Source organism: Chromobacterium fluminis (assembly GCF_011602385.1).
GTDB lineage: Bacteria > Pseudomonadota > Gammaproteobacteria > Burkholderiales > Chromobacteriaceae > Chromobacterium > Chromobacterium fluminis.
Map to the genome: position 1 here is coordinate 41,722 of NZ_JAAOMA010000030.1, position 23,244 is coordinate 64,965.

The following is a 23,244-nucleotide window of genomic DNA, read 5'->3' on the forward strand; positions in this document are numbered from 1 at the left end:
CTGTTTATTTGCCGGCTGTTACGCCAGATATAGTCAAAGCCGAAGAAGCATCCTAAGATGCAGCCTTCCCGAAACACATCGCAGCGGAGTCGGCAATGCAAGTGGATGCGGTTCTGGCCTATCTCGACAAGATCACCCGTTTTGATCGTCAGCAATTCACGCCTTTGTATATCGGCAAGGAGCGTTTGGGGTGGGTCAACGCGGCGTGGAAGGAACGCTTGCTGAACAGCGAGTCGCAGCTGTTCGAGGAGCAATACCAGAAACTGCATTGCCGTCTAGACGGCAGTTACCGCAGCATCAGCCACGCGCTGGCCCAAGCGGCGCGACGCTGGCAGCAGGCCGGGTGGCTCAATGGCTGGCGCAATGAAAACTTCACCGCTTTCCGCCACGATGGATCCCCTTATTTCGAGTTGGAGCGTGCCGCCTTCCGTCCGCTGGGCCTGACCAGCCGCGCCGTGCACCTGAACGGGTTGACCCGGTTGCCGTCCGGCGAAGTGCGGATGTGGGTGGGGCGCCGCAGTCCGCACAAGGCGGTGGATCCCAATCGCATGGACAATCTGGTTGGCGGCGGCGTGGCCGCCGGAGAGACCATTGAGCTGGCGCTGGAGCGCGAGGGCTGGGAAGAAGCCGGCGTGCGCCGCGAGCAGGTGCTGGGCTTGCCGCAATCTAGCTTGCTGCTGGCCGAGCGTCCCGTGCAGCGAGGCCTGCATCGCGAATGGATTTACGCTTTCGATCTGTGGTTGGAATCCGGCGAAATCCCCTGTAGCCAGGACGGCGAGGTGGCAGAGCACATCCTGACGCCGTTTGCCGAAGTCGAGCATTTGCTGCTGGAAGAGCGCTTCATGATAGATGCGGCGCTGGTGGCTACCGACTGCCTGGCGCGCCACGGCTATTGGGGAGAGCACACCCCGACGATAGATGCCGCCTTGGCGCGCATCCGCCGTCCGCAGCTGCACGACGTGCACGCGCTGGCTCACTAGCGGGTTTCGAAAGCGCGGGGCCTCCTCCTCGGCGGTTCCGCCTGGCCCAGCGCGGCGTTTGGAAAAACTGCCCTTGGTTTATGTTACAACTGCGTGAATTAATTCAGGAATCTTTGCCTGACACCGCTAGTTATGGGTAGAATCATTCACAAGAGCGGAAAAATCCGTCAATAAATGCCATGGGCCAAAGGCCCGCGCTGTTACCCCACGTCAAACACCGAGCCATAGGACGCCGCCATCTACGAAACGGCGCTTGGCTTGCGTTTGATTATGCCATTGAAATTATTTTGGCAGGATTAACGAAACGGCGGCATGGCGAGTTTCTCACTTTTTGTCGGCGGTGATGGAAGCCGTCGCGGCCTTGGGGGGCGCAAGGGGGATGTATCGTTTGAAACTGATCTCGGAGCAGTTCGGCGTCGACGACAGCGGGCCGCTGCACCCCAGCCAGGAGCAGGCGCGGCGGGCCGCGCTGGTGATGTGGAACATCTACCGCGGCCAGCTGCGCATCGAGATTCACCGCGTGGTGGACCTGCGCAGCCGCAAGACGGAAAAGCTTGAGGAGTTTTGCTGACTGTCGCGTTTTAGCCAATGTAGTTGATGGCAAATAAACTCCGTTCGTGTTTATTGGCTGAATATGACAAATGGAGCCATGGCCGGCGCTAATTTTCCATTGCGCGATTTCCAGCCCTTGGCTATTGTCCTACTTCCTATTAAACCCAAAGCAGGCGCGGCCCAAGCGGCGGTCTCTGCACTGGAGCGATCTTTGTTCAACTGGTTCGAAAAGCGGATCTATCCGTATCCCGACACGTCTCCCGCCCAACCCCCCAAGGGCTTTTTCCCATTTTTGTGGTTCTGCACCCGCGGCTTGCGCGGCCTGATTGCGGCCGTCATTCTGCTGACCGCCGGCATCGGCGCTTTTGAGGCTTTGCTGTTCTCCATGCTCGGTTCCGTCGTGGACTGGCTGAGCTCGGTCAAGCCCGCGCTGTTGTGGGACGCGCAGCGCCATAATCTGCTGCTGCTGGCTGGCATTCTGCTGGCCAGCCCCTTGCTGATCGCCCTGCAGGCGTTGATCAAGTATCAGGGTATTTCCGCCAATTTTCCGATGCTGCTGCGCTGGAATTTCCATCGCCACCTGCTGCGGCAGAGCATGAACTTTTATCAAGACGAGTTCGCCGGCCGGGTATCCGCCAAGGTGATGCAAACCGCGATCGCTGTGCGGGAAACGGTGATGATCGTCGCCGACATTCTGGTGTTCGTGGTGATTTACTTCGTCACCATGATCGCCGTGGTCGGTAGTTTCGATAGCCGTTTGCTGTGGCCCTTCCTAGCCTGGCTGGCCTTGTACGTGGCTACGCTGTATTTCTTCGTGCCGCGCCTGGGTCTGGCCGCCACCGCCCAGGCCGACGCGCGCAGCCTGATGACCGGCCGCATCACCGACGCCTATACCAATATCGCCACGGTGAAGCTGTTCTCGCACGCCCAGCGCGAGGCTGGTTTCGCCCGCGGCGCGATGCAGGAATTTTTGGCCACGGCTTATCGTCAGATGCGTTTGATCAGCGGCTTCGAAATCATCAACCACAGCCTGAGCATGTTGCTGATCGCCAGCACCGCCGGCGCCACCTTGTGGCTGTGGAGCATGGGCGAAGTCGGCGTCGGCGCGGTGGCGGCGGCCACCGCGATGGCGCTGCGCCTGAACGGCATCTCGCACTGGATCATGTGGGAGATGGCTTCGCTGTTCGAACAAGTGGGCACGGTGCAGGACGGCATCGCCACCTTGTCGCGGCCGGTCTCGATCAATGACCGGGCCGACGCCAAGCCCTTGGAAGTGAAGCAGGGAGAAATCCGCTTCGACCAAGTGGACTTCAGTTACGGCGGGAGCAAGACCGTGATCGAGCAATTGTCGCTGACGATACGCCCGGGCGAGAAGATCGGTCTGGTCGGTCGTTCCGGCGCGGGCAAGTCCACCATCGTCAACTTGCTGTTGCGTTTCTATGATCTGGACGGCGGCCGCATTCTGATTGACGGCCAGGACATCGCTCATGTGACGCAGGACAGCCTGCGCGCCCAGGTGGGGATGGTGACGCAGGATACTTCCTTGTTACACCGCTCTGTGCGCGACAACCTGCTCTACGGCAGGCCGGACGCCGGTGACGCCGAGATGGAGGCGGCCGCACGCCGTGCCGAGGCGCACGACTTCATCCTGACTCTGAGCGATCCGAAAGGACGCAGCAGCTACGATGCCCATGTAGGAGAACGCGGCGTTAAGTTGTCCGGCGGCCAGCGCCAGCGCATCGCCATCGCCAGGGTGATGTTGAAGGACGCGCCCATCCTATTGCTGGACGAAGCCACCAGCGCGCTGGATTCGGAAGTGGAAGCGGCGATCCAGCGCAGCTTATACCGGCTGATGGAAGGCAAAACCGTGGTGGCTATAGCCCACCGGCTGTCCACCATCGCGGCGATGGACCGGCTGATCGTGCTGGACAAGGGGCGCATCGTGGAAGAGGGCGACCACCGCAGCCTGTTGGCCAAAGGCGGGTTGTATTCGCGGCTGTGGGCGCACCAGAGCGGAGGCTTTCTCGGCGAAGAGGATGACGACGCGGCCGAGCCGGTGGCCACGCTGGCCTGAGGCCGGACGAATAAAACGAAGCGGGACGCGTGAGCGGCCCGCTTTTTTATTGCAGCGAGGCTAGAGAAGCAGGGCGGCGCAGGGCGCGTTTCGACAAAAACGTGGTTTTGGCGTTCAGCGTGGCAAATAATGGGGAAAAGCGGGAAAAACGGAAAACTTCGAGAAGTTGTGGCGCACCCGACAGGGATCGAACCTGTGACCTTCAGCTTCGGAAACTGACACTCTATCCAACTGAGCTACGGGTGCGCTGTGCTTGCTTTGAGGCAGGCCCGCATCATAGCGCAACTTCCTTACCCGAGTCCAGTGTATGGTTTTGCCTTGCCTTCAGGCTTACCGTATAATTATCCTATTTTAAATGTCATTAATTCCAGGCGAGGCTCGTAATGAGTAATGAGAACGGAATGGCTCCCGGCCAGGTCATCAAAGTGCTGGTTGGCGTCGTTGTCTTTCTTGTGGTGGCAATTTGGCTTTTGGCCAAGCTGGCTACCAGCGGTTACAACGTGGATGCCGAAGTAATGACCAAGGAGGCCATCGCGTCTCGCCTGAAACCGGTCGGCGAAGCCAAGGCCAGCGACGCGCCTCCGGGAATGCGCACTGGCGAACAGGTATATAAAGGCATCTGTATCTCCTGTCACGGCACCGGCCTCGCCGGCTCACCCAAGTTTGGCGACACCGCCGCTTGGGGCTCGCGCATCGCCAAAGGTTGGGACATGCTGACCCAGCACGCGCTGCAGGGGTTCAACGCGATGCCGGCCAAGGGCGGCGCAACCGACTTGAGCGATGACGAAGTGAAGCGCGCGGTAGCCTATATGGGCAACTCCGCGGGCGGAAAGTTCACTGAACCGCCGGTGGGCGGCGCAGGCGGCGCGGCCGCGGCGGCCGATCCGGCCGTGGTAGGCAAGAAGATCTATGACAGCGTGTGCATGGCCTGCCACGCGGCCGGCATCGCCGGCGCGCCTAAGTTCGGCGACAAGGCGGCCTGGGCCGTGCGTCTGAAGCCGGGCCTGGACGAAGTGGTCAAGATCGGCATCAAGGGCTTGAATGCGATGCCGGCCAAAGGCGGTTACACCGGCAGCGACGCCGAGTTCCGCTCCGCTGTCGAGTACATGGTGAATAATTCCAAATAATCGGCTAATCAGCGCAGCAAAAAACGCCTTGCGGCATAGCAAGGCGTTTTTTATCGCCTAAAAGCAAGGATTTCTATGTTTTTTGGGATATTTTTGCCGGATGAAATGGCAATGTGCTATGTCAACAAAACCCCGCTGTAAGAAGGGACAGGTGCCCTTCGGAGGCGCATGGTGCATGATGGGTTCATCTGTTTAGGTCGTGAAGCGTCAGGCGCTTCGCGGCTTGGTGTGGGGATTTAGTGGGTTTCCACTTTCGCTTCACCCAGAGATGTTCCTCATTCTTCATATGGCGCCGCTGGCGCCATTTTCTTTTGGGCGGCCGGCCGAGACTGGCGGCGCGGAAGCAAGTTCTCGCCTGTGCCGTCGGCGTCTTCAGGAATCCGCTGGTTTCTCCTTGTTGGCCAGCATGGCGCTGAGGTTGGCCAGCCGCGATTTGCCCTCGGTCTTGCTGACGATGGGCTCGGCGCCGGGTTTGCCGAAGTGGCGTAGATCATCGCCGTTGATCTCGGCGATGAAGCGCGACGGCTCGACGAACTGCCATTCGCCGGCGCGCTTGCGCTTGACGCAATAGGTTAGCGTCAGCATGCGCTGCGCGCGGGTGATGCCGACGTACATCAGCCGGCGTTCTTCCTCCACCATGCCGTTGTCCACCGATTCGCTGTGGGGCAGGATGCCTTCCTCGGTGCCGACCAGGAACACATAAGGGTATTCCAAGCCCTTGGATGCGTGCAGCGTGGACATCTTCACCGCGTCCACCTCGCCTTCCTCGCGGCCTTCCAGCATGGTGATCAGCGCGATGGTCTGGGTCAGTTCCACCAGGTTCTTGCCGCTGTCCTCGCCTTTGCGGCTGAGCCAGCTCACCATTTCCAGGATGTTCTTCCACTTGGTTTCGGCGATGCGCGGGCTGTCCTCGCTATCGTAAAGCCAGGCCTCGTAGCCTATGGCCTGCATCATCTCCATCGCCAGCGGGCCGCCGTCCTCGCGGGTGGCGCGGTATTGCAGATTGGCGATGAAGTCGCAGAATTGCTCCAACGGTTCGAGTTGGGCTTTTTGCACCTGCAGGCGGAAGCCCTCCTCATGGGCGCAGGCGAACAGGCTCTTGCCGCGTTCGCCGGCCCAGGCGCCCAGACGTTCCAGCGTGGTGGCGCCTACGCCGCGCTTGGGTGTGGTCAGCGCGCGGATGAAGGCCGGGTCGTCGTTGGGATTGGCGATCAAGCGCATATAGGCCAGCATGTCTTTGATTTCCGGCTTGTCGAAAAAACTCTGGCCGCCGGCCATCTGGTAAGGGATGCGCTGGTTGCGCAAGGCTTGTTCGAAGATGCGCGCCTGGTAGTTGCCGCGATAGAGGATGGCGTAGTCCTTGAATTCGGTGCGGTATTCGAATTTGTGCGCCAGCAGCCTTTGCACCACGGTCTCCGCCTCGTGCTCTTCGTCCTTGCACTGAATCACGTGGATGGGCTCGCCCAGGCCCAGTTCGCTCCACAATTGTTTCTCGAACAGCTTGGGGTTGTTGGAGATCACCGAGTTGGCCGCGCGCAGGATGCGAGCGGTGGAGCGGTAGTTCTGCTCCAGCTTGATGATCTTGAGCTTGGGGAAGTCGCTTTGCAGCAGCCGCAGGTTTTCCATATTGGCGCCGCGCCAAGCGTAGATGGACTGGTCGTCGTCGCCCACCGCGGTGAACATGCCGCGCAGGCCGGTCAGCAGTTTGACCAGCTGGTACTGGCAGGTATTGGTGTCCTGGTATTCGTCTATCAGCAGGTAGCGCAGCTTGTGCTGCCATTTCTGCAGCACTTCTTCATTGCGCTGGAACAGTTGCACCGGCAGGCGGATCAGGTCGTCGAAGTCCATCGCCTGGTAGGCGCTCAAGGTGTCTTGATAGGCCACATACGTGGTGGCGCAGATGCTTTCCCATTCGCCTTGGGCTTCCAGAAGCATCTGGTCCGGCGTTTTCAGATCGTTCTTCCATAGAGAGATCTGGCTCTGCACCTTGCGCACCTCGTCCTTTGAGGTGGTTTTCAGAATGTCGGAGATGATCTTGCCGGCATCGAAGGCGTCGAGGATGGAGAATTGCGGTTTATAGCCTAGATGCGGCGCTTCCTGGCGCAGCATTTGCATGCCCAACGAGTGGAAAGTGGATACGGTGATGCCGCGGATTTCCGCCGGCGTCATCAGCTTGCCCACCCGTTCCAGCATCTCGCGCGCGGCCTTGTTGGTGAAGGTGATGGCGGCGATATTGCGCGCACTGATGCCGCCTTCGCGGATCAGGTGCGAAATCTTGAAGGTGATGACCCGAGTTTTGCCGGAGCCTGCGCCGGCAAGCACCAGCAAGGGGCCGTCAAGATACTGGATCGCCGCGCGTTGCGGCGGATTGAGCAAGGGAGCGGACATGGCGGTATCGGGGGAAGGGGCCCGGCGGGGCGCAGTAAATCGGTAACTCAGCCCGTGCATTGTAGCATGCGGTATCATGGCGCTATCCGCGGATGACAGTTTGGATCGATCCGCCACGCATGGAGTTTATATGGCCATCTACGCTATTGGCGACATTCAAGGGTGTTTCCAGCCGTTTCAGCAATTGCTGCGGCAAATCGACTTCAATCCCGGCAAGGATACCCTGTGGCTGACGGGCGACCTGGTCAATCGCGGGCCGCAGTCGCTGGAAGTCCTGCGTTGGGTGTTCCAGCATCAGGATCATGTAGAGATCGTGCTGGGCAACCACGACCTGCATTTGCTGGCGGTGTCCGAGGGTTTCGGCAAACTGCACCGCAGCGATACGGTGCTGGACATCCTCAACGCCGCCGACGGCAAGGTCCTGCTGGACTGGCTGCGCTGCCAGCCGATGATGATAGCCGGGCAGGGCTACGCGATGGTGCACGCTGGGCTGCTGCCGGAGTGGAGCATAGATCGCGCGCTGGACCTGGCGGAGGAAGTGGAGGCCGGGCTGTCCGGCCCCAGGCATCGTGAATTCCTGTCGCGCTTGTACGGCAACCGGCCGACGCGTTGGAGCGAGGAACTGCGCGGCGCGGACCGTTTGCGAGTGATCGTCAACGCGATGACCCGGATGCGTTTCTTGAACCGCGACGGAGAGATTGATCTTAATTATAAGGGCGAGCTGGAGAACGCGCCGGCCGGCCTGACGCCCTGGTTCGAGGCGCCGGGACGCTGGCAAGGCGAGATGCCGATTATCTGCGGGCATTGGTCTGCGCTGGGGGTGCATATCACCGAGGATGTGGTGGCTATCGACTCCGGCTGTTTGTGGGGCGGCAGCCTGACCGCGATGCGTTTGGGCGACCAAGCTTTATTTTCCTTGCCGTGTTCGGCTTATCGCGAAATTACCGCGTAAAGCATATTGGCGGCGGCGTCGTCGTAAATAAAATATCGGCAAGCCATAGTCAGCCGGGCCCTATGGCTGTCATAATCTCGGCTCTTGCCAGAGCCGTTTTTTTATTTGCATGAGTTACCTTTCGATTGAGTTCGCACTGGCATTCCTCGCCTTTTTCGCCCTGTATTGGTTGTGCCGCAAGCGCACGGATTGGCAGAATGGTTTGCTGTTATTGGGCAGTTACGCCTTTTATGCCAAGCTTGATTGGCGTTTTGCGCTGATTCTAGCCGTTTATACCCTGTTATTGACCCTGATATCGTCGCGGATGCTTGATTCCGTACGTCCCAAGCGCTGGTTGCGCGTGGGTCTGCTGATGGCGGTGGGCAATCTGGCGGTATTCAAATACTTCGACTTCTTCCGCGAAAGCGCGCAAGCGGCCTTGCACGCGTTGGGCATTGCGGCGATATTGCCAGCGGTGGATTTCCTGATGCCGGTGGGCATCTCCTTTTACACCTTTCAATCGGTCAGCTATTTGGTGTCCTTGTACCGCGGCGAGTTGCGTTTTGCCCGGGCCAGGGAGTTGGGGCTGTTTCTGGCTTTTTTCCCGACCTTGCTGGCCGGGCCGATATGCCGGGCCACCGGTCTGCTGGAGCAACTGCGCAGCGGCGAGCGCCGCCACATCTTGCAACTGGACCGCGCGTTGGGGCTGATCGTATTGGCCCTGGCCAAGAAGCTGTGGCTGGCCGGCTGGCTGGCCAGCGCCTGGGTGGACCCGGTGTTCAGCGCGCCGGAAACCTACCATGTGTTGGAGGTCTGGGCGGCTTTCTACGCCTACGCCTTCCAGATCTATCTGGATTTCTCCGGTTATACCGATCTGGTCACCGCTTTGGCGCTGTTGCTGGGCATACAGTTGCCGCGTAATTTCGATGCGCCGTATCTGGCCCACAATCTACGCGATTTCTGGCGGTGCTGGCATATGTCGCTATCCAGCTGGATTCGCGATTACATCTATATCCCCTTGGGCGGCAACCGGCTGGGTTTTGCCCGCGCCCAGCTCAATTTGCTGCTTGCTATGGTGTTGTCCGGCCTATGGCACGGCGCCAGCCTGAAATACTTGGCGTGGGGCGGCATGCACGGCCTTGGGGTGGTCGGTTTGAATCTGGGAGACAAGCTGCTTGGCAAGGAGGCTTTGTCGCGGCGGCTGACCTGGCTGGCGCGTCTGCTGACCTTCCATTACGTCTGCCTGGCCTGGGTGTTTTTCCGCGCGCCGTCGCTGGAAGACGCCTGGAGCTTTTTGGAAGCGATGGCCGGCACCGATCAGGAACTGACGCTGAACGCGCCGGGCTTCCTGGCGCTGAGCGTCGCGGCGTTTGCCGCGCAGCCCTATCTGGGCACGGCTTGCGAACGCGGCATCGCCCAACTGGGCCGCCTGCCGTGGTGGGGCAAGCCCAGCTTGCTGGCCGGCTGCGCCTTGTTGATCATCGTGGTGTCGCCGCCGGGCATTCCAGGTTTTATTTATTACCAGTTTTAGTCGCGCCAGCGCGGCGGCGCCTCCGCTGCCACGCTTTTTATTTCTTAGAACGTGTTTACGATCTCGCGAGCTAAGGCGAGACAAGGCGAAAACGAGCGAAAAAGCGGAATGTACACGTGGTACATGAGCATTTTGAGCTCGTTTTCAACGCCGTATCGCCGACGCACAGCAGATCGTAAACAGGTTCTTACCGCGTTGAGGCAAGCGTCAAATGATCGCCCGTTCCGCCATCCGTCAGGCCCTGGCCATCCTCGGCAGCAGCATGTTGCTGCTGTGCTGGATTGAGCAGAGCTCCATCAACGCCTATTGGCGGCAGACCTTTCACCGTCCCAGCCAGCTGGAGGCCTTGTCCGAGTTGAGTGTCTGGCGTCTCGGAGCGGAACTGGGGCGGGAGTTCCGCGATCAGAGCCGAGGGCTGTTGACCAGGCTGGATCGTTGGGACGACGAGATGATCGCCTATTTCAACGCCTGCTGCTTGCGGCCGGCTTTGTCGCCGGAGGCGGCGCCGGCGGAGCCCGCCGCGACGCGGACAACGGCGGTTGCGTCTAGCGCTGCCCCGTTGCAGACATTGCCGTCGCCGTCGGCTCCGCCGCCGCAAGCGGCGGCCAAGGATCCCCGCATCTTGCTGCGGCCGGGGAGTAAGGTGTTGCTGGCCGGCGATTCCATGATGCAGGGGGTGGCGCCGCATTTGCTGCGGCCCTTGTTCAAGCTGCACCAGATCAAGGCGCTGGATCTCAGCAAGCAGAGCACGGGGCTGACCTACCCGGACTTTTTCAATTGGCCGGACACGATAGAACGACAGTTGGCGGCTAATCCCGACACCGGCCTGGTGGTGGTCTTCTTGGGCGCCAACGATACTTGGGACATGGTGGGCGGCAGCCGCTACATTCGCTTCGCCTCCGAGGAGTGGGAGCAGCGCTACCGCGAACGCATCCGAGCCATCCTGGCTTCGGCCCGAAAGCACCGGACGCAATTACTGTGGTTGGGCGCGCCGAATATGGGCAAGGACAAGCTCAATCGCGGCGTGCATTACATCAACGGCATCTTCCGCGAGGAAGTCGAAGGCGCAGGCCAGCGTTATTTGTCCACCCGCGAAGCCTTGGGCAGCGTGGACGAAGCGTTCACCAAATTCATGACGCTGCCCGATCAAGGCGAAGTGGCGGTACGTACCGCAGATGGCATTCATTTCACTCGCCAAGGCCAGGTATTGCTGGCGCGGCGCGTGTTGGCAGAATTGAGGTTTGAATGAAGTGGAGAATCAGCGCGGCATTGGCCTGCTGGCTGGCTGCGGCATCGGCGCTGGCCGCGCCGGTACAGGATTTCGGCGAGATTAATCTGGCAAGGCTGGCGTCGCGGCTGAAGGCGATTTCCACCGCCGTGCAGCCGGTGCGGGTCACTCAGCTGGGAGATTCGCATACCGCGGCCGATTATCTGACGGGCAAGCTGCGCGAGCGCTTCCAGGCCAAGTTCGGCGACGCCGGCATCGGCTGGACGCCGCCGATGGCGGTGCCGGGCCAGCGCCACGCCCTGGTGATAGCGCGCAGCGAGGGCTGGACCTTGACCAATAGCCGCAAGGACGGCGATCCGGACTTCCCGCTGGGCGGTTATATCGCTCAGGCCCAGCGACCGGGCGCCGCCATCAGCGTGTTGCCGCGCAATCCTTTGGACGGCTTGTGGCGGGTGCGCTTCCGCGTGCGCGCGTCCCAGGACGGCGCCGGCGCCTTGGAAGTGGACGACGGTCACGGCAGTCGCAAACTGAATCCGCCCGAGGCGGGCAGGGGCTGGCAGACGGTGGAACAGAAGCTGTATTTCCCCTTTGTGGTGCGCGCCGGCGCGCTGCCGGCGGTGGAGCTGGGTGGGATAGAGCTGGAGCGGCTGGCGCCCGGCGTGGTGCTGGACAGCATAGGCAGCAACGGCGCCCAGCTATCGATCTGGCAGCGCTGGGGCAAGAACTGGAGCGCGCAGCTGGCGGAGCGCAGCAGTGATCTGGTGATCCTGGCCTACGGCGTCAACGAAGCCTTTGACGATCGCCTGGACCTGATCGAGTACCAGCTCAATCTGCAGGCGGCGATCAACACCGTGCGCCGGGACCTGCCGCAGGCGGCCATCCTGATGCTGGGCGCGCAGGACGCCGCGCGCAAGCGCGGCGCGGCCAGCAAGGAGTGTTCGCCGGGACGGCCGCTGCAGTTGGCGGCGGTCAAGCGCATCCAGCAGAAAGTCGCGCGCGACAGCCATGTGCTGTATTGGGATTGGGAGCAGGCGATGGGCGGGCCTTGCAGCATGAAGCGCTGGCAGGCGCAACAGCTGGCGCGGCCGGACATGGTGCATTTCTCGCAGCAGGGCTATGCCAAGCTGGCCGACGATTTGTTCGATAACCTGATGGCGAGGCTCAGCCTGTGAGCGAGGCCGCCGACGGATAAGAAAAAGCCCCCTGACGGGGGTTTTGCATTGGCGAGGCTTCGCAGCCGGTGCTCAGTGTTGCCGAGCCGGTTCCTGCGCCGCTTCCGCGGCAGGAGGCGGGCTCAGGCGCAGCGCGCGCGCCACTTCCTGTTGTGCCCGCTCAGCCAGCGCAAAGCGGGTTTCCAGTCCGTTTTCCCATGCTTTCAGCGGCTGGCCGTAGCTGACCTCTACCTCCATCGCCGGCATCGCCAGCACTTTGCGCACGCTTTGCAGAAAACTCAGATCGCCGATGAATGCGGGCTCCAGCGTTTGTTGTCCGTCCGCGCCGTAGTAGCGCAAGCCCACCGGCTGCACGGTGCCGCGCGATAGCAAGGCGGCTTCGAACAGCGAGGCCTTGAACGGCAAGAGATTCAGGCCGTCCGAGGTGGTGGACTCGGGAAACACCGCCATGCAGGCGCCGTTTTCCATCGCATGCGCCAATGCCTTGTAGACGCGGCTGGCGTCCTTGCGCTTGCTGCGGTCGATGAACAGGGTGCCGCCCAAGTGCGCCAGCCAGCCCAGCACCGGCCAAGAGCGAATCTCGCGTTTGGCGACGAAGCGGGACACCGTGCAGCTATTGAGCACGAAGATGTCCAGCCAGGAAATGTGGTTGGCCACCAACAAGGTGTTGGGCGGGTAAAAACCAGGATTGACGCCGTTGATCCGTACGCTGATGCCCAGAATTTTCAGCGCGTGGGCGGCCCAGCGCCGGGTAACGACGGCGCGTTCGGCGTGGGCCAGCCGAGAATAACGGGTGGCCAGGATGAAGACACCGATGGCCAGGTGGCCGAACAGGCGCGCGACGCGTCCTATCCGGGTGAGCGAAGAGGTTGTGGCGGTTGACTTCAAGATGCTTTGAGGCTCGGTGCGCAAGGTTGAGGCCGTAACTCTAGCATGGCTGGCATAGCGGACAATAGTAGGAACTGCGTTGGCCCTGGCGCAAATGCCGGATCGGCGTGCCGCATTGCCGGCAGGGCTGGTCCTGCCGGCCGTACACCATATAAGTTTGCTGGAAATAGCCGGGCTTGCCGTCGCTGTGCACGAAGTCGCGCAGCGTGCTGCCGCCGGCCTGGATGGCTCGGTTCAGCACGCTGCGGATTTCCTCGGCCAGCCGGCGGTATTCGCCGTCGCGCACCGCCTTGGCGGCCCGGGTGGGATGGATGCCGGCGTGGAACAGCGCCTCGTTGGCGTAGATGTTGCCGACACCGACCACCACGTGGTTGTCCATCAGCATCAGCTTGACCGCGCTGCCGCGGCGTTGCGCGGCCCGGATCAGCGTGTTGCCGTCAAAGTCGTCGGACAGCGGCTCGGGCCCCAGCGCTTGCAGCAAGGGATGGTGCTCAATGGCGCCGACATGCCACAGTACCGCGCCGAATCGGCGCGGATCGCGGTAGCGCAATACATCGGGGCCCAACAGCAGGTCGACGTGGTCGTGTTTCTCCGGCGGAGTGTCCGCCGGCAGGTAGCGCAGGCTGCCGGACATGCCCAGATGGATGATCAGGGTGCCGGCGTCGGTGCCCAGCAGCAGGTATTTCGCGCGGCGGTCGACGGAACGTATCGTCAGGCCGCGCAAGGTGGCATGCAGCTCCGGCGGCACCGGCCAGCGCAGGCCGGCATGGCGGACCACGGCGCCGTCCAGCTTGGCGTTCAATAGATGGGGCAGAATCCCGCGGCGGGTGGTTTCGACTTCTGGCAGTTCAGGCATGGGTAGAATGGCGCGAAGATAAAAACAGGTCATGCTATTCTACGCATTCAACAGGTTTATAAGCAGGTCTCTGACTCCATGCGAATGCAACGGCTGAAAAAAACACTCCCTTTGCTGATGGTCGCGCTGCTGTCGGCATGCGCCAATTTCAAGCACCCGGGCGCGGCGAAGTCGGTCAATGCCGGCAAACCGGCCGGCGACGAGATCGCGATAACGCAGAAAGAGGACGAAAGCCAACTGCCCAAGGCGGAACTGACGCCGGAAATTCTCTATGGCGTGGTGGCCGGCGAAATCGCCGCCCAGCGCGGTTCGGTGGGCGCTTCCGCCGTGACCTATCTGGAGCTGGCGCGCCAAACGCGTGATCCGCGGTTGGCGCAGCGAGCCGCTGAGTTTTCTATGTTCGCCGGGCTGCTGAAGGAAACCTCGGAAGCCTTGACCTTGTGGATGGAGCTGGCGCCTGATTCGGTGCCGGCGAGAGAGCAGTTGTTCATCACCCTGCTGCGCGCCGGCAAACTGGCGGAAAGCAAGCCGCTTATCGAGGCGTTACTGCAGAAAGAGCCGGAACGGGCGCCGGCGATCTTCGTCCAATTGGCGCGGCTGACCTCGCGTCAGAGCGACAAGCAGGCCGCCTACGATTTGGTCAAGCAGTTCGCCTCCCGTTATCCGGACCTGGCCGAGGCGCGCTTCGCGCTCTTGGCCGTGGCGGCCGAAGCTGGCGACCAAGCCACGATGAACCGCGAGTTCGACCGGCTGGCGCAGATCGCGCCAGCCTGGGACTTGCCGGTGGCCTGGCAAGTCGACCGGCTTCGCCGCGAGCAGCCGGAGCAGGCTATCGATTTTCTGCAGCGTGAACTGGCGCGGCGGCCGAACGCCGGCCTGGAGCTGAAGCTGGCCAAGCCGCGTTTGCTGGTGGGCGCCAAGCGCTTCGCCGAGGCGCGCCAGGCTTTCGATCAACTCTTGCCGGGCAATCCCAATAACCCGGATCTGCTCTACGCTTCCGGCCTGATGGCTTACCAGATGCGCGATCTTCCGGCGGCGGAGCGGCATTTGCGCCAGGCGCTGGAGGCCGGCCATCCGGAGGCCAATTTCATTCGTTACACCCTGGGACAGATCGCAGAGGAGCGCCAGGACGTCGGCGCGGCCAAGGGCTGGTACGAGTTGGTGGGCGCCGGGCCGCAATTCCTGCCGGCGCAAGGCCGGCTGGCGGTGATGGAGGCGGGCGACGGCAAGCTGGATCTGGCCCTGGCGCGTCTGGCGCCCTTGGGCGGCAACGACCAGGAGAAAATTACTTTGGCCTTGCTGCAGTCCCAACTGGCGCGCGAGGCCAAGCAGCCGGGCAAGGCTCACGATTTGTTGAGCAAGGCGCTGCTGCGCATGCCCAAGGCGCCGGAACTGCTGTACGAGCGGGCGCTGGTATCGGACAGCCTGGGCAACGTCGGCAACGCCGAACGGGATCTCAAGCAAGTACTGAAGGAAAAGCCGGGCGACGCCCAGGCGCTGAACGCGCTGGGTTATACCCTGACTAACCGCACCAATCGTCATCAGGAAGCGCTCGGCTATATCGAGAAGGCGCTGAAGAGCGAGCCGGACAACCCCACCATTCTGGACAGCCTGGGGTGGGCGCAATACAAGCTGGGCCGCCTGGACGCGGCTTTGAAAACGCTGCAGAAAGCCTACGCGCTGTTGCCGGACGCGGAGCTTGCCGCCCATCTGGGCGAGGTGCTGTGGAAGCTGGGCAAGAAAGAGGAGGCGCTGGCGGTGTGGAGCAAGGCGCTGGAGGCTAGCCCGGAACATGACGTGCTGCGAGATACCATGCGCCGTCTGGGGGCGCATTGATGAGGTGGGGCGGTCTGATCCTGGCCTTGTCTCTTGCGGTAACCGGCTGCGCGACGCGGGATGCGGTGTTCATGCCCTCCGCGACGCAATCCGCGGACCAGCCGTTCGCGGTCAGCGGGCGCTTGTCGATCAATCTGGACGGCAAGGGGCATGTCGCCAACTTCGATTGGCGGCACCAGCCCGAGCGCGACCAGCTGGCGATCAACTCGCCGCTGGGCAATACCGTGGCCGAAGTGATCCGCGACGCAGGCGGCGTCACTTTGCTAGCGGACGGCAAGGCCTGGCAGGCGCCGGATGTGGAAAGCCTGACCGAGAAAACCCTGGGGTGGCCGCTGCCGCTGTCCGGCTTGGCCTGGTGGATCCGCGGCATGCCGGTGCCGGGCGAAACTAGCGAGATCCGTCCCGACGGCGAATTGCTGCAGCAGGGTTGGCGCATCCGCTTCGTGCGCGAGGCCGAGTCCGGCGAGCGCTACCCCAAGCGCGTGGACCTGGCCAGAGACGGATTGACGGTAAGAGTGGTAGCCCGTGATTGGCGCTGACCGCATCACCATATTCGTGTTATTTCAATGATTGCCATGGTGTTTTGTTGATGAGTTCCCCCGTATTCCAAGACTTCCCGGCTCCGGCCAAGCTCAATCTCTTATTGCACGTCGTCGGTAAGCGCTCGGACGGCTATCATTTGCTGGAGACGGTGTTCCGTTTCATCGATTTCAGCGACACCGTGTCGCTGGCTTTGCGCGACGACGGCTGCATCGTGCTGGAAACGCCGATTGCCGGCGTGGACCCGGAGCAGGATCTGACGGTGCGTGCGGCGCGTCTATTGCAGGCCCATGCCCAGTGCGGGCTGGGCGTGGCCATTCGTCTGGACAAAAAGATACCGATGGGCGGCGGTTTGGGCGGCGGAAGCTCCGACGCCGCCACCGTTTTGCTGGCCTTGAACCGCATGTGGGGACTGAATCTCCCGCGGGTGGCGTTGCAGGAACTGGGCTTGAAGTTGGGGGCGGACGTTCCGGTGTTTATTTTTGGCCGCAGCGCGCTGGCCACCGGCGTAGGCGAAAAACTGAATGAAATCAAATTGAAGCCGGCATGGTATGTGGTAATTCACCCTCAGGTGCAAGTGCCCACCGGCAAAGTATTTCAAAATTTTTCGCATGAGGTGTTGACAGAGATAGGGGGCGTCGGCATAATGCGAATCCTCGAAACAACGCAGCAGCGACGAAACGATCTGCAAAATGTTGTTTCGAATATGTACCCAGCGGTGAATGAAGTGCTGACCGAATTAAGAAAATATGGTTCGCCGCTGATGACTGGTTCCGGTTCCTGTGTGTTTCTGGAGTGCCAGTCTAAAGACGAAGCCGATAAAGTTTATCAGGCGGTGTCGATAAAATATAAGGGGTTTTTAGCAAAAGGACTCGATGTCCATCCCTTGATCGACAGCGCTGAATAAAGGTTAGTGGGGAGTCGCCAAGTGGTAAGGCACCGGATTTTGATTCCGGCATTCGTAGGTTCGATCCCTACCTCCCCAGCCAAGACTTTCTCTCAATAAGAGAGAGCATGAAAAAAGCGTGTAAGAATCCCTTACACGCTTTTTCTTTATCTAGCTAAGGCACACGAATCATGGCGGCATACGACAGTTTGATGGTATTCACCGGGACCGCGAACCCGGAACTGGCCCAAAACGTAGTCAAACATCTGGATATCTCGTTGGGACGCGCCGACGTCGGCAAGTTCAGCGACGGCGAAGTGGCGGTGGAGCTGCTGGAAAACGTCCGTGGACGCGACGTATTCATTTTGCAGTCGACCTGTTCGCCGACCAATGACAATCTGATGGAAATCCTGACTATGGCCGATGCGCTGAAACGCGCTTCGGCCGGTCGTATTACCGCGGCGATCCCGTACTTCGGCTACGCGCGCCAGGACCGCCGCCCGCGTTCCGCCCGCGTGCCGATCTCCGCCAAGCTGGTGGCCAATATGCTGACCAGCGCCGGCATCGACCGCGTGCTGACCGTGGACCTGCACGCCGACCAGATTCAGGGCTTTTTCGATATCCCGGTGGACAACGTTTACGCGACGCCGGTGTTGCTGAAGGACATCCGCTCGCAGCGCATCGAAGACCTGATCGTGGTCAGCCCGGACGTGGGCGGCGTGGTCCGCGCCCGTGCTATGGCAAAAGCCTTGAATACCGATCTGGCCATCATCGACAAGCGTCGTCCCAAAGCCAATGTGGCCGAGGTGATGAACATCATCGGCGACGTGTCCGGCCGCACCTGCCTGATCGTCGACGACATGATCGACACCGCCAACACCCTGTGCAAGGCGGCCAGCGCTCTGAAGGAGCGCGGCGCCCAGCGCGTGCTGGCCTATGCGACTCACCCGATCTTCTCCGGTCAGGCGATCGATCGCATCAAGAATTCCGACATCGATATGGTGGTGGTGACCGACACCATCCCGTTGACCGCCGAGGCCAAAGCCTGCCCGAACATCCGGGTGGCCTCCATCGCCGGCCTGCTGGCCGAGACGCTGCGCCGGATCAACAACGAAGAATCGGTGTCCTACCTCTTCAATGAGGAACTGGTTGCGGCGGGCGCCTGCCTGCCGTGAACATCGGGCCCGCTGGTCGCGGCGGGCCGGGTGCTTTTAATCTGAAACTGGAGTTTTGCCATGTCTTTTGAATATACCGCCAGCAAGCGTGAAGAGTCGGGTACGAGTGCGAGCCGCCGCCTGCGTCACGCCGGCCAGGTTCCGGCCGTTGTTTACGGCGCTTCCAAAGAAGCCGTATCCATCGTTCTGGACCACAACACCATGTACTACGCGCTGAAGAACGAAGCGTTCCACACTTCCGTTCTGGATCTGGTGATCGACGGCCAGAAAGAACAAGTTAAAGTGGCTGCGTTCCAAATGCACCCGTACAAACAGCAAGTAATGCACATCGACTTCGCTCGCGTGTAATCTAGCTGCCGTGCCGTCTGACGGTAACGGTTGAAAAGCTCGTTGCTAGCCGTCGGCCCGCAACGAGCTTTTTCATTTGGAACAGAGAATATGTCCGGCATTCGCCTGATAGTCGGCCTGGGCAACCCCGGCGCCGAATACGATAGAACGCGCCATAACGCCGGTTTCTGGCTGGTGGACGAGTTGTGCTGGCGCTATAAGGGCAACTGGCGCAAGGAAGGCAAGTTTCAAGGCGACGTCGCCCGCGTGGACATCGAGGGACAGGATGTCTGGCTGCTCAAGCCGATGACCTATATGAATCTGTCCGGACAGGCGGTGTTGGCGCTGGCCCATTTTTACAAGATTCTGCCGGACCAGATCCTCGTGGTGCACGATGAGCTGGATCTGCCGCCCGGCGCGGCCCGCTTCAAGCAGGGCGGCGGCCACGGCGGCCACAATGGTTTGAAGGACATCGCCGCGCGACTGAGCTCGCCGGCCTTCTGGCGTTTGCGCCTGGGGATCGGCCATCCGGGGGATCGCAACGAAGTCGCCAATTTCGTGCTGAAGAAGCCGCGCGCCGAGGAACAGCAGGCGTTGGACGAGGCGATCGAGCAGGCTTTACGGCAATTGCCGGCGGCCATCGGCGGCAAGATGGCGGCGGCGATGAAGGAATTGCACACCGCGGCCAAATGAGCGGCTGGGCAAATCGCCGGCTTGCCGCTATGCTGCGGCAGAACATGATTTTTCAAGAATTCGAAGGAATGCGGACATGAGTCTGAAATGCGGTATCGTCGGCCTGCCCAATGTGGGCAAGTCCACCCTGTTCAATGCGCTGACCAAGGCCGGCATCGAAGCCGCCAACTATCCGTTCTGCACCATCGAGCCCAATGTCGGCATCGTGGAAGTGCCGGATCAGCGGCTGGCCGAACTGGCCAAGATCATCAATCCGCAACGCATCCAGCCGGCCATCGTCGAATTCGTCGACATCGCCGGCCTGGTGGCGGGCGCCTCCAAGGGCGAAGGCCTGGGCAACCAGTTCCTGGCCAATATCCGCGAGACCGACGCCATCGTCAACGTGGTGCGCTGCTTCGAGGATGAGAACATCGTTCACGTCGCCGGCAAGGTGGATCCGATCGCCGACATCGAAACCATAGGCACAGAGCTGGCGCTGGCCGATCTGTCCGCGGTGGAAAAGGCGATGAACCGCGAGGGCAAGAAGGCGAAATCCGGCGACAAGGACGCGCGCGCGTTGATCGCGGTACTGGAAAAGCTGGTGCCGCATCTGGATCAAGGTCTGCCGGCGCGCTCGCTGGACTTGAGCCCGGAAGAAATGGTCTTGGTCAAGCCCTTGTGTCTGCTGACGATCAAGCCGGCGATGTATGTGGCCAACGTGGCTGAAGACGGTTTCAGCAATAATCCGTTGCTGGAGCGGGTGCAGCAGCTGGCCGATAAGGAAGGCGCGCCGGTAGTGGCGTTATGCGCGGCGATCGAGTCCGAGATTGCCGAACTGGACGACGCCGACAAGGCCGAATTCTTGGAGACGCTGGGCTTGGAAGAGCCGGGTCTGGACCGCCTGATCCGCGCGGGTTACAAGCTGCTGGGTCTGCAAACTTACTTTACCGCCGGCGTTAAGGAAGTGCGCGCTTGGACCATTCACATCGGCGACACCGCGCCGCAGGCGGCCGGCGTGATCCACACCGATTTCGAGCGCGGTTTCATCCGTGCGCAGACCATTGCCTATACTGACTTCATTGCGCTGGGCGGTGAAGCCAAGGCCAAGGAGGCCGGCAAGATGCGGGCCGAAGGCAAGGATTATGTGGTTCAGGATGGCGATGTGATGAACTTCTTATTTAATGTTTAATCATAATTAACTGAAGAAAAGGCATGTGGCTCTGGCGCATGCCTTTTTTTTGGAAGTAAACTGAGATGCGGCAATATGATGCCGGCTGGATGTTGATAAAAGGGAATACGTTTTGGAACGCCAAGCTGAAATTGTGGATGAAATTGGTTTGATTGATGTTGTTTGTTTTTGCAAGGAACAATGGCGTTTGATGGTTTTCCTGCCCATCGTCGCCGCGCTGGCGGCGGTAGCCTTGGCCTTGAGTATGCAGGACAGATTCGCGGCGACTTCTTTGCTTCTGGTGCCCGCGCCGCTGGGGCCTCAAGGCGGAGCCAGCGTGTTGAAAGACAACGCGATGCTGGGGGAGGCCGTGGCTCATTTTGAACTGGCCAAGCATTACGATGTGGTAGGGATGGACAAGACCAAGCTCAGCCTGTTGGATAACCTAAAGGTCACCGCAGGTAAAGACGGTTTGCTTGAGGTCTCGGTCACCGATGTGGACCCGGCATTTGCTGCCCGGCTTGCCAACTATCTAGTGGAGCAGACCCGGCAGCGGATTTTGGGCTTGCACGTGACGGAACAGAGCAAGAAATATCTGGTGTTGCAGGAGCGGCTCAAGGTTGTGCAAGGCCAGGTATTGGAGGCGAGGCGTCAGCAGAAACAGTTGGGTGGCGTAACGGATGCCTTCTTGAACAGCGAGTCTGCGCGGGTGATCGAGAGTTTCGCGCGTCTGGAAGCGCAAATGAACGCCCAGCAAATGGAGGGGAATAGTCCGGTACAGTCGTCCTTGTTGCAATTGCGCGCGGAATTGGAGCGCAGCAGTCCGCTGGTAAAGTCGATCTCCCCGCGGCAGTTGGCCACGATGCGCGATTTGTTCTTCTACCAGGCCACGCTGGAAGAGCTGCAGAAACAGGCTTTGGTGGCAAAAGCGTTGATGTCGCAGGATGTGCAGGTAGTGTTGCCAGCGAGCCCGCCTTTGGAAAAAACCGGGCCCAAGCGAGCGGCAATGGTGTTGCTTGCAGGTCTGGGGGGCTTTGTTTTCGCAGTATTGATTGGTTTAGGGAGTAAAGCTTGGGGCTCCGTTCGCAAGCGCCTGCAAGTGGCCGAGTGAGGCAAGAGTGATGAATGGCCGCAGTTTGCGGCCATTGTCCTATCTAGAACTTGGCAGCGCCAGCGGCTAGTGATATTCTCAATTTTGATTATTTTGTTTTTCAAAATTACCAAAGGTTATATTGATATGCGCAAGCTGATGACGATTCTTGTAATGGCAGGCCTGGCTGGCCAGGCGTTTTCGGCGGACCTGCTGGATACGGTCAAGCAGCGCGGCAGTCTGAAAATCGCTTTGGAAGGCACGTATCCGCCGTTCAACTTCAAGGACGCCAAGCAGCAATTGACCGGCTTCGATGTCGAGATCGCCACCGAAATCGCCAAGCGCCTTAAAGTGAAGCCGGAATTCACCACCGCGGAGTGGAGCGGTTTGCTGGCGGGCTTGCTGGCCGGCAAGTTCGACATTGTGGTTAACCAGGTGGGTCTGACCGACAAGCGCAAGGAAGTGTTCGACTTTTCCCAGCCCTATACGTATTCCAGCGCGCAACTGATCGTGCGCAAGAACGAAACCCGCGCGTTCAAGAGCTTGGCGGATCTGAAAGGCAAGAAGCTGGGCGTGGGACAGGGCAGCAATTACGCCGACATGGCCAAGGCCGTGCCCGGCATTGAGGTGAAAACCTACCCGGGCGCGCCTGAATATCTGCAGGATCTGGCCAGCGGCCGCGTGGACGCGGCGCTGAACGACAGCCTGCTGATTCCCTTCGCCATCAAGCAGGCGAAGTTGCCGCTGAAGGCCGGCGCGCCGGTGGGCGAAGTGGCGACGATGGCGATCCCGTTCGCCAAGAACAATCCGCAGTTCAAGGCGGCGATAGACAAAGCTCTAGGCGATATGAAAGCCGACGGCAGCTTCAAGAAGATCTCGGTCAAGTGGTTCGGCATCGATGTGTCGAAAGCGCCGGCGGCCAAGAAATAAGCGACGCTCCTTTTTGAGTGGATAGGGCAAGACGCCCCTGCTTGCGCGGGGGCGTCGGCTTTTTGGAAAAACGTGAATGACTGACTGGATTGTCCTGTTCGAATCGGCGCTGCCGGTGTTATTGCAAGGCGCGGGCTATACCTTGATGTTCGCGGTGGTCGCGATGGTGCTGGGGCTGGCGCTGGGCTTTATCGTGGCCTTGCTGCGCGTCGCCAGGGTGCCTTTGTTGGCGCAGGCGGCGGCTTTCTATGTCAGCGCAATGCGCGGCACCCCGCTCTTGGTGCAGATTTTCGTTATTTATTATGGTCTGCCCGGAGTGGGTATTGAATTGGGGCCGGTGACGGCGGGCATTCTGGCCTTGACCCTGAACGTGGCCGCCTACTTGTCGGAAAGCCTGCGAGGCGGCATCGCCGGCGTGCACCGCGGACAGTGGGATGCGGGCCTGTCTTTGGGCTTGAGCTGGTGGCAGACCATGCGCCACATTATTGTCCCGCAGGCATTGCGCTTGTCGGTGCCCAGTCTGTCCAATTCGCTGATCAGCCTGATCAAGGACACGTCGCTGGTGTCGGTGATCACGGTGACCGAGCTGATGCTGGCGACCAAGGAAGTTATCGCCCAGACTTTCCAGCCCTTGCCGCTGTATCTGGCGGCGGCGGCGATCTACTGGGTGTTGAGCGCCAGTTTCGAGCGAGTGCAGCGCTACGTGGAGCAGCGCTTGGAGTTGGCGCACAAGCGCTGACCGTCTCACAACAAAAAGCACCACCAAGGCGGTAATGCCGTTCACTTAGCGGATCGAACTTGTTTGATCGGGTAACGGGACGGCTGCTTTTTCACAACGCGAGGGCATTCACGCCCTCGCCGTTGTTTCGAAAGTAGCAATTCACCCAAGCGCT

At 60.7% G+C, this 23,244-nt stretch carries 21 protein-coding genes and 2 tRNA genes; 19 read left to right on the forward strand and 4 right to left on the reverse strand.

Going from position 1 to position 23,244, the window contains the following annotated elements:
• Positions 1-95: 95 nt before the first annotated feature.
• From HA052_RS18630 to HA052_RS18640, 3 genes are all read left to right on the forward strand, one after another.
• Positions 96-980 (forward strand): NUDIX hydrolase, encoded by an 885-nt coding sequence (locus HA052_RS18630; protein WP_166453054.1) that lies wholly within the window; start codon positions 96-98, stop codon positions 978-980.
• Positions 981-1,359: 379 nt separating this feature from the next.
• Positions 1,360-1,551 (forward strand): hypothetical protein, encoded by a 192-nt coding sequence (locus HA052_RS18635; protein ID WP_166453055.1) that lies wholly within the window; start codon positions 1,360-1,362, stop codon positions 1,549-1,551.
• A gap of 192 nt (positions 1,552-1,743) precedes the next feature.
• Positions 1,744-3,606 (forward strand): ABC transporter ATP-binding protein, encoded by a 1,863-nt coding sequence (locus HA052_RS18640; protein WP_166453056.1) that lies wholly within the window; start codon positions 1,744-1,746, stop codon positions 3,604-3,606.
• 169 nt (positions 3,607-3,775) lie between these two features.
• On the opposite strand, the gene HA052_RS18645 is transcribed toward HA052_RS18640, so the two are convergent.
• A tRNA-Arg gene (locus HA052_RS18645) sits at positions 3,776-3,852 on the reverse strand.
• Positions 3,853-3,989: 137 nt separating this feature from the next.
• Here HA052_RS18645 and HA052_RS18650 point away from each other — a divergent pair.
• The gene (locus HA052_RS18650) at positions 3,990-4,733 is read left to right on the forward strand and encodes a c-type cytochrome (protein ID WP_166453057.1); all 744 of its coding nucleotides are present in this window, start codon (positions 3,990-3,992) and stop codon (positions 4,731-4,733) included.
• 372 nt (positions 4,734-5,105) lie between these two features.
• Here the strand turns inward: HA052_RS18650 and HA052_RS18655 are convergent, their stop codons facing one another.
• Entirely contained in the window at positions 5,106-7,121 is a 2,016-nt protein-coding gene (locus HA052_RS18655) for a UvrD-helicase domain-containing protein (RefSeq protein WP_166453058.1), read from the reverse strand.
• A gap of 130 nt (positions 7,122-7,251) precedes the next feature.
• On the opposite strand from HA052_RS18655, the gene HA052_RS18660 reads away from it, so the two are divergent.
• The 4 genes from HA052_RS18660 (at position 7,252) to HA052_RS18675 (ending at position 11,983) form a co-directional block, all read left to right on the forward strand.
• Complete coding sequence (locus tag HA052_RS18660; protein WP_081548499.1) at positions 7,252-8,073, forward strand: symmetrical bis(5'-nucleosyl)-tetraphosphatase; 822 nt, start codon at positions 7,252-7,254, stop codon at positions 8,071-8,073.
• A gap of 304 nt (positions 8,074-8,377) precedes the next feature.
• Positions 8,378-9,583, forward strand: a complete 1,206-nt coding sequence (locus tag HA052_RS18665; RefSeq protein ID WP_166453059.1) for an MBOAT family O-acyltransferase — start codon at positions 8,378-8,380, stop codon at positions 9,581-9,583.
• Positions 9,584-9,794: 211 nt separating this feature from the next.
• The gene (locus tag HA052_RS18670) at positions 9,795-10,832 is read left to right on the forward strand and encodes an SGNH/GDSL hydrolase family protein (protein ID WP_166453060.1); all 1,038 of its coding nucleotides are present in this window, start codon (positions 9,795-9,797) and stop codon (positions 10,830-10,832) included.
• Positions 10,829-11,983 carry an SGNH/GDSL hydrolase family protein gene (locus HA052_RS18675; protein WP_166453061.1) on the forward strand — a complete coding sequence of 385 codons (1,155 nt, stop codon included), beginning with the start codon at positions 10,829-10,831 and terminating at the stop codon, positions 11,981-11,983. The genes HA052_RS18670 and HA052_RS18675 overlap by 4 nt, the downstream gene beginning before the upstream one ends.
• A gap of 72 nt (positions 11,984-12,055) precedes the next feature.
• Here HA052_RS18675 and HA052_RS18680 read toward each other — a convergent pair whose 3' ends face one another.
• Together HA052_RS18680 and mutM are read right to left on the reverse strand one after the other, a co-directional pair.
• Positions 12,056-12,871 (reverse strand): lysophospholipid acyltransferase family protein, encoded by an 816-nt coding sequence (locus tag HA052_RS18680; RefSeq protein ID WP_166453062.1) that lies wholly within the window; start codon positions 12,869-12,871, stop codon positions 12,056-12,058.
• 40 nt (positions 12,872-12,911) lie between these two features.
• Positions 12,912-13,727, reverse strand: a complete 816-nt coding sequence (gene mutM, locus HA052_RS18685) for a bifunctional DNA-formamidopyrimidine glycosylase/DNA-(apurinic or apyrimidinic site) lyase (protein ID WP_166453063.1) — start codon at positions 13,725-13,727, stop codon at positions 12,912-12,914.
• 78 nt (positions 13,728-13,805) lie between these two features.
• Here mutM and HA052_RS18690 point away from each other — a divergent pair, with 78 nt between their 5' ends.
• From HA052_RS18690 to HA052_RS18740, 11 genes are all read left to right on the forward strand, one after another.
• Positions 13,806-15,563, forward strand: coding sequence for a tetratricopeptide repeat protein (locus HA052_RS18690; RefSeq protein ID WP_166453064.1), 1,758 nt, complete (start codon positions 13,806-13,808; stop codon positions 15,561-15,563).
• Positions 15,563-16,102, forward strand: coding sequence for a lipoprotein insertase outer membrane protein LolB (gene lolB, locus HA052_RS18695; RefSeq protein ID WP_141111391.1), 540 nt, complete (start codon positions 15,563-15,565; stop codon positions 16,100-16,102). Before HA052_RS18690 ends, lolB begins: the two co-directional genes overlap by 1 nt.
• Positions 16,103-16,152: 50 nt before the next feature.
• Complete coding sequence (ispE, locus tag HA052_RS18700; protein WP_166453065.1) at positions 16,153-17,010, forward strand: 4-(cytidine 5'-diphospho)-2-C-methyl-D-erythritol kinase; 858 nt, start codon at positions 16,153-16,155, stop codon at positions 17,008-17,010.
• Between the two features lie 7 nt (positions 17,011-17,017).
• Positions 17,018-17,092: transfer RNA gene (locus HA052_RS18705), tRNA-Gln, on the forward strand.
• 88 nt (positions 17,093-17,180) lie between these two features.
• Positions 17,181-18,164 (forward strand): ribose-phosphate pyrophosphokinase, encoded by a 984-nt coding sequence (locus HA052_RS18710; protein ID WP_081551261.1) that lies wholly within the window; start codon positions 17,181-17,183, stop codon positions 18,162-18,164.
• Positions 18,165-18,224: 60 nt separating this feature from the next.
• Positions 18,225-18,512: a 50S ribosomal protein L25 gene (gene rplY, locus HA052_RS18715; RefSeq protein WP_043589895.1), complete on the forward strand. Its 288-nt coding sequence runs from the start codon at positions 18,225-18,227 to the stop codon at positions 18,510-18,512.
• Between the two features lie 90 nt (positions 18,513-18,602).
• Positions 18,603-19,184 (forward strand): aminoacyl-tRNA hydrolase, encoded by a 582-nt coding sequence (pth, locus tag HA052_RS18720; protein WP_166453066.1) that lies wholly within the window; start codon positions 18,603-18,605, stop codon positions 19,182-19,184.
• 76 nt (positions 19,185-19,260) lie between these two features.
• Entirely contained in the window at positions 19,261-20,352 is a 1,092-nt protein-coding gene (ychF, locus tag HA052_RS18725) for a redox-regulated ATPase YchF (protein WP_043589896.1), read from the forward strand.
• Between the two features lie 112 nt (positions 20,353-20,464).
• The gene (locus HA052_RS18730; protein WP_166453067.1) at positions 20,465-21,442 is read left to right on the forward strand and encodes a GumC domain-containing protein; all 978 of its coding nucleotides are present in this window, start codon (positions 20,465-20,467) and stop codon (positions 21,440-21,442) included.
• 138 nt (positions 21,443-21,580) lie between these two features.
• On the forward strand, positions 21,581-22,351 hold the full coding sequence (locus HA052_RS18735) for a transporter substrate-binding domain-containing protein (protein WP_240937421.1): 771 nt from the start codon (positions 21,581-21,583) through the stop codon (positions 22,349-22,351).
• A 76-nt stretch (positions 22,352-22,427) separates the two neighbouring features.
• A complete protein-coding gene (locus HA052_RS18740; protein WP_166453069.1) occupies positions 22,428-23,090 on the forward strand; it encodes an amino acid ABC transporter permease in 663 nt (220 codons plus the stop codon).
• Positions 23,091-23,244: the final 154 nt, after the last annotated feature.

Bases quoted from the DNA above. Each gene is read 5' to 3' on its own strand.
- HA052_RS18650 (WP_166453057.1), top strand. From the start codon at position 3,990: ATGAGTAATGAGAACGGAATGGCTCCCGGCCAGGTCATCAAAGTGCTG.
- pth (WP_166453066.1), top strand. From the start codon at position 18,603: ATGTCCGGCATTCGCCTGATAGTCGGCCTGGGCAACCCCGGCGCCGAA.
- lolB (WP_141111391.1), top strand. From the start codon at position 15,563: ATGAGGTGGGGCGGTCTGATCCTGGCCTTGTCTCTTGCGGTAACCGGC.
- ispE (WP_166453065.1), top strand. From the start codon at position 16,153: ATGAGTTCCCCCGTATTCCAAGACTTCCCGGCTCCGGCCAAGCTCAAT.
- mutM (WP_166453063.1), bottom strand. From the start codon at position 13,727: ATGCCTGAACTGCCAGAAGTCGAAACCACCCGCCGCGGGATTCTGCCC.
- HA052_RS18660 (WP_081548499.1), top strand. From the start codon at position 7,252: ATGGCCATCTACGCTATTGGCGACATTCAAGGGTGTTTCCAGCCGTTT.
- HA052_RS18630 (WP_166453054.1), top strand. From the start codon at position 96: ATGCAAGTGGATGCGGTTCTGGCCTATCTCGACAAGATCACCCGTTTT.
- HA052_RS18655 (WP_166453058.1), bottom strand. From the start codon at position 7,121: ATGTCCGCTCCCTTGCTCAATCCGCCGCAACGCGCGGCGATCCAGTAT.
- HA052_RS18675 (WP_166453061.1), top strand. From the start codon at position 10,829: ATGAAGTGGAGAATCAGCGCGGCATTGGCCTGCTGGCTGGCTGCGGCA.
- HA052_RS18735 (WP_240937421.1), top strand. From the start codon at position 21,581: ATGACGATTCTTGTAATGGCAGGCCTGGCTGGCCAGGCGTTTTCGGCG.
- HA052_RS18690 (WP_166453064.1), top strand. From the start codon at position 13,806: ATGCGAATGCAACGGCTGAAAAAAACACTCCCTTTGCTGATGGTCGCG.
- HA052_RS18665 (WP_166453059.1), top strand. From the start codon at position 8,378: ATGCTTGATTCCGTACGTCCCAAGCGCTGGTTGCGCGTGGGTCTGCTG.
- ychF (WP_043589896.1), top strand. From the start codon at position 19,261: ATGAGTCTGAAATGCGGTATCGTCGGCCTGCCCAATGTGGGCAAGTCC.
- HA052_RS18670 (WP_166453060.1), top strand. From the start codon at position 9,795: ATGATCGCCCGTTCCGCCATCCGTCAGGCCCTGGCCATCCTCGGCAGC.
- HA052_RS18740 (WP_166453069.1), top strand. From the start codon at position 22,428: ATGACTGACTGGATTGTCCTGTTCGAATCGGCGCTGCCGGTGTTATTG.
- HA052_RS18710 (WP_081551261.1), top strand. From the start codon at position 17,181: ATGGCGGCATACGACAGTTTGATGGTATTCACCGGGACCGCGAACCCG.
- HA052_RS18635 (WP_166453055.1), top strand. From the start codon at position 1,360: ATGTATCGTTTGAAACTGATCTCGGAGCAGTTCGGCGTCGACGACAGC.
- rplY (WP_043589895.1), top strand. From the start codon at position 18,225: ATGTCTTTTGAATATACCGCCAGCAAGCGTGAAGAGTCGGGTACGAGT.